A 5,255-nucleotide genomic window follows, 5' to 3' on the forward strand; every position below is an offset into this window, starting at 1 on the left:
AGCCCACGGTGCCGGGTGGCGCGAAGTGTGGCTCCCGCCCCGGTGCAGGAGGGCAAGGGACCCGGGGCCGGGGAGTCGGAAAGGGGAGGTCCCGGCGCCGTTGGTTCAGTCGTCTGCCAGTTCCGCTACTCCTGTGATGCGGTGCAAGGGATACGTGCGGACCTCGTCCGCCGTGTGGTCGTAGGCCGTGACGAAGCCGCCCTCCACCCGCACGGGGGCGATGACCCGCTGACTCGCCGCCCCGTCCGCGTTGACGTAGCCGATCCACACCGCCTCCCCCGTCAGCACCGCGGCCTGCATCGTCGCGAGCGTCTCGGCCGCCGCCGACCGGGGCAGCCCGCCCCCCGCCCCCTCGGGCGCGGCCTTCCGCGGCGCCGTGGACGCCACGTCCCCCGCCCGGATCGCCCGCACCGCCGCCACGACCAGCGTGGCGTCCGGCACCGGCGGCCCGTCCGGCACCGGCTCCGGCGCCGACCGGGGCGGCGTCCGGTGCGCGTGCGCGCGCGTGACGAGGACGTCGCCCTCCGGCGACTCGGCGGCCGGCGCGAACCCCATCGAGCGGATCCCGTCGAGCAGCGCACCGGGGTCCACCTGCGCCGCCAGCACGGTCGGCGCGAGGCGCCGCAGCCGCAGGCCCTGGGCGCGCTTGTCGGCCAGGATCTCGTTGAGCAGCGCCTCGTCGTCGCAGCGCACGTACGCGGACGCCGCCCCGACCCGCAGATGCCCGTGCTTACGGGCCACGTCGTCGATCAGATAGGCGAGCGGCTGCGGCACCGGCGTCCGCGAGTGCGCGGCGAGGAACGCGTGCAGATCCGACGCCGCCTGCCCCGCGTCCAGCGCCCGCCGCACGGACCCGGGCGTGAAGCGGTACACGGTGGCACCGCCCTTCGACTCGACGTCGGCGAGCACGGCCAGCGCCTCGGCGAGCGGCCGCTCCAGCGGACCGGGCGCCACGGCGGTCAGGTCGGCCTGGAGGAGCACGTGGTCGAGTGGCTCGGGCAGCAGCGGCGCGAGCAGCCGCGCGGCACGTGCCGCGGCGAGGGCCCGCTCACCGGGCGTATCCCTGTCGTGCGCGTGCGGCCCCCGGCGGGCCGGGCCACCCGCCTGACCGTCGTCGCCGGACAGCAGCGCCCTGCCGTGCGCCGACAGCGCCCCCCGGCCCGTGACGCCCAGCAGCTCCGCCTCGTCCAGCGTCCACCGGGCGATCCGGTCCCGCAGGTCCCGCGCCCCGGGCGAGGGTCGCTCCCAGCCGAGCCGGGCCAGCACCGCGTCCGGCACCGGCGCCGTCCCCTCGGGCAGCGCGGCGAGCAGCTCCAGGACCCGGTGCCTGACCTCGGGCGCCACCGAGCGGTCCAGGTGCGGCCCGAGCGCGGACAGCGTGCGGTCCTTGCCGTCGCGCCCCCCGACCAGGCCCGCCGTGCGGGTCGCCGCCAGCCACGCCGTGGCCAGCGCCGTCCAGCGCTCGGCCGGGGGCAGCTCCTGCCACTCGTCGTACGCGGGTGTCGCCGCGTACCGCTCGTCGGCCTCGCCGTCGGAGGCCAGCAGGCCTGCCGCGTAGGCCAGTTCGACCCAGAACGCGGCCAGCGGCTCCGCCGCGTCGAGCGCCACCGCGGTCCGCTTCAGGTCCCGCACGCTCAGACCGCCCGCGCGCAGCACCGCGGGACCGCCCTCGTCCCAGTCCTTGAGGAGTTCCTCGACGGTGGCGAGCGCGGTGTACGCCTGCCCGGCCGCCGTCGCGTCCACCACCTGTGGACGGGTCTCGCGCGCCGCCTCCACGGTCGGCGGCACCGGCTCGGGCGCGCGCTGCGCCCGGCCCGCGCGCAGGTGCAGCGCCGCCTCGCGGGGCAGCACGACCGTGCCGGGCGCGGTCGGCAGGAGCAGGCCGCGGTCCAGGAGCCAGCGCAGATGACGGGCCGGGTCCGCGGTGACCTGGCCGTAGGGAGGGCCCCAGACCAGCCGGGACAGCACCTCCACCGACTCGGCGGGCGCCTCGTCGAGCAGCGCCGACATCCGGGCGCGGTCCGTGAAGAGCGCGGTCAGGGACTCGACCGCCGACACCGGGTCGTGCGTGGTCGGCAGGCCCGCCGCCGCGACGATCTCCTGGACCCGGGTCGGCGACATCCCGGCCGTGGCCTCGGCGACGGTGGGGCCGAGGCCCGTCGGGGACGGGTGCTGCGGGGTGGGCGCGAGCAGCTCGCGGGCCGTGCGCACCAGCCGCAGCCGGTCGTCGGGCCCCCAGACGAGGGCCTGCTCGTGGAGCGTGCCGAGCGCGCGGCCGAGCGCCTTCTCGATGCCCGCGTCCCCGTCGTCGCCCGCGAGCAGCGCGAGGACCTCGTCGTACGTCGTCGGGTCCTGCGCCACGGCGAGCGCCTCGGCGACCTGCTGCGCGAAGCGGTCGAGACGGTCCAGGGCACGGACCACGGAGGCGCGGGTGCCGGCGCGGGTGGCGAGCTGGGTGACGTCGTGGGGGACCGGGCTCAGCAGGTCGGGGCGGGCGTGGAGCAGGGCGGCGAGCGCGCCGTCGTCGCGCGACCGGAGGGCTTCGGCGAGAGAGCGTGGCGCGTCCGCGGGGCGCGGCGGTGTGGGCGCGCCGTCGGGGGCGCTGTCCGTGGCGCTGTCCGTGGGCTGCGGCTCGTCGGTGCTCATCCGGTTCACGTTAGCGGGTCGGAAGAGATCGCCGGCCGTGCGTGTTTCATCGGACCGGGCGCGCGCGTGCGGCCCGCGGGCGGTGTGCGGAGCCCGGCCGGCCCGGAGGCGAGTCAGCCCTCGGTGCCGGGCCCATGCGGCACACTGGACGTTTGGCCTAAGGAAAGGGCGCTCGCGTGAACGGTCCCCTCATCGTCCAGTCGGACAAGACCCTCCTGCTCGAGGTCGACCACGAGCAGGCCGACGCCTGCCGCCGTGCCATCGCCCCCTTCGCGGAGCTGGAGCGCGCGCCGGAGCACATCCACACCTATCGGGTCACCCCGCTGGGCCTGTGGAACGCCCGCGCCGCCGGGCACGACGCCGAGCAGGTCGTGGACGCGCTGGTGGAGTTCTCGCGCTACCCCGTGCCGCACGCGCTGCTCGTCGACGTCGCCGAGACGATGGCGCGCTACGGCCGCCTGACCCTCTCCAAGCACCCCGTCCACGGGCTCGTCCTGACCACCACCGACCGGCCGGTCCTGGAGGAGATCCTCCGCTCGAAGAAGATCCAGCCGCTCGTCGGCGCCCGGGTCGACCCGGACACCGTCGTCGTGCACCCCTCCGAGCGCGGCCAGATCAAGCAGACGCTCCTGAAGCTGGGCTGGCCCGCCGAGGACCTCGCCGGGTACGTCGACGGCGAGGCGCACAAGATCGACCTCGACGAGAGCGGCTGGTCGCTGCGGCCCTACCAGCAGCAGGCCGTCGAGGGCTTCTGGCACGGCGGCAGCGGTGTCGTCGTGCTGCCCTGCGGCGCCGGCAAGACGCTCGTCGGCGCCGGGGCGATGGCGCAGGCCAAGGCCACCACGCTCATCCTCGTCACCAACACCGTCTCCGCCCGCCAGTGGAAGCACGAGCTGGTCAAGCGGACGTCGCTGACGGAGGACGAGATCGGCGAGTACAGCGGTACGAAGAAGGAGATCCGGCCGGTCACCATCGCCACGTACCAGGTCCTCACGACGAAGCGGAAGGGCATCTACCCGCACCTGGAGCTCTTCGACTCCCGCGACTGGGGACTCATCGTCTACGACGAGGTCCACCTGCTGCCCGCGCCGGTCTTCAAGTTCACCGCCGACCTCCAGGCGCGGCGCCGCCTCGGGCTCACCGCGACGCTCGTGCGCGAGGACGGGCGCGAGTCCGACGTCTTCTCGCTCATCGGGCCCAAGCGGTTCGACGCCCCGTGGAAGGAGATCGAGGCGCAGGGGTACATCGCGCCCGCCGACTGCGTCGAGGTGCGGGTCAACCTCACGGATTCGGAGCGGCTCGCCTACGCGACGGCCGAGGCCGAGGAGAAGTACCGCTTCTGCGCGACGACCGCGACCAAGCGGAAGGTGACGGAGGCGCTCGTCAAGAAGCACGCGGGGGAGCAGACCCTCGTCATCGGCCAGTACATCGACCAGCTCGACGAGCTGGGCGCCCACCTGGACGCCCCCGTCATCAAGGGCGAGACGACGAACGCGCAGCGCGAGAAGCTCTTCGACGCGTTCCGCGAGGGCGAGATCAGCGTGCTGGTCGTCTCCAAGGTCGCCAACTTCTCCATCGACCTGCCGGAGGCCACCGTCGCCATCCAGGTCTCGGGAACGTTCGGTTCGCGCCAGGAGGAGGCGCAGCGCCTCGGCCGCGTGCTGCGGCCGAAGGCGGACGGCCACGAGGCCCGCTTCTACTCCGTCGTGGCGCGCGACACCATCGACCAGGACTTCGCGGCGCACCGCCAGCGGTTCCTCGCCGAGCAGGGGTACGCGTACCGGATCGTGGACGCGGACGAGCTGCTGAGCGGCGGCTGAGCGGCCGGAGCCGGGCGGCGGCCGAGGGTCCGGACGGTGGGCGAGGGTCCGGACGGTGGGCCGCCGGGAGGTCAGCCACCGGAGAGGATCGCCGCCGGGATCGATACGACCGAGGTGACGGCGAACGCCGTCCGCAGCCACGCCGCGCGACTCGCGCGCGGCGTGAGCCAGGCCGCCGTCAGACAGCCGAGGCCCGCGAACAGCGCCAGGAGGTAGCGGGCCAGCAGGTCCTGGTGCTGCTGCGACGACGCGCCGCCGAGCTCGGCGTCGAGCTCCACCAGGAGCCCGCCGAGGATGAGGAGCATCAGGACGGCGGGGGTCGCCAGGGCCGGTCCGAGGATGCGGGACGGGGGCGGGACGGGGTGCGCGGCGGCGTAGGCCGCGTTACGGGCGGCCCACTCCTCGCGCGAGTCCGTCGCGGCTTCTTGTTCCGTGTCCATGGGGTGAGTCAATCCCCGGGCGGGGGTGCGGCACCTCTGTGCGCGTACTCAGGTACGTACTCAACATCGGCAGCAGCGCGAGCGCGAGCAGCGGGTACGGCGCCGCCAACGGCTGCTGCCACCAGGGCAGTCGGAGGTCCAGGTCACCCTGGTGGGGGAGCAGCCAGAAGGTGCGGGCCGTGAAGAGCACGGTCACGGCGGCGGCGAGGCGGGGCCTGTTCTCGGCGGCGAGGAGGGCGATCAGCGGGACGCACCACACCCAGTGGTGGGACCAGCTGATGGGCGAGACCAGCAGGGCCGTGAACGCGGTCAGGAGCAGGGCGTGGGCGTGGGTGTGGGTGTGGGTGTG

The 5,255-nt window shown here is 74.9% G+C and carries 3 protein-coding genes and 1 pseudogene; 1 reads left to right on the forward strand and 3 read right to left on the reverse strand.

Translation table 11 applies throughout. The features are described from left to right. Nucleotides 1–105 precede the first annotated feature (105 nt). The gene (locus AOK22_RS24370; protein ID WP_055700850.1) at nt 106–2,646 is read right to left on the reverse strand and encodes a helicase C-terminal domain-containing protein; all 2,541 of its coding nucleotides are present in this window, start codon (nt 2,644–2,646) and stop codon (nt 106–108) included. Nucleotides 2,647–2,822: 176 nt separating this feature from the next. Between AOK22_RS24370 and AOK22_RS24375 the strand changes: the two genes are divergently transcribed. Next, on the forward strand, nt 2,823–4,466 hold the full coding sequence (locus AOK22_RS24375) for a DNA repair helicase XPB (protein WP_055700851.1): 1,644 nt from the start codon (nt 2,823–2,825) through the stop codon (nt 4,464–4,466). A 71-nt stretch (nt 4,467–4,537) separates the two neighbouring features. Here AOK22_RS24375 and AOK22_RS24380 read toward each other — a convergent pair whose 3' ends face one another. Both AOK22_RS24380 and AOK22_RS39995 read right to left on the reverse strand, forming a co-directional pair. Next, nucleotides 4,538–4,906, reverse strand: coding sequence for a hypothetical protein (locus AOK22_RS24380; RefSeq protein WP_055700852.1), 369 nt, complete (start codon nt 4,904–4,906; stop codon nt 4,538–4,540). Beyond that, a pseudogene (locus tag AOK22_RS39995) lies at nt 4,851–5,255 on the reverse strand (hypothetical protein); the annotation flags it as partial. The pseudogene AOK22_RS39995 and the gene AOK22_RS24380, both read right to left, overlap by 56 nt.

The organism is Streptomyces silaceus (assembly GCF_001419745.1).
In the GTDB taxonomy this organism is placed as follows: domain Bacteria; phylum Actinomycetota; class Actinomycetes; order Streptomycetales; family Streptomycetaceae; genus Streptomyces; species Streptomyces silaceus.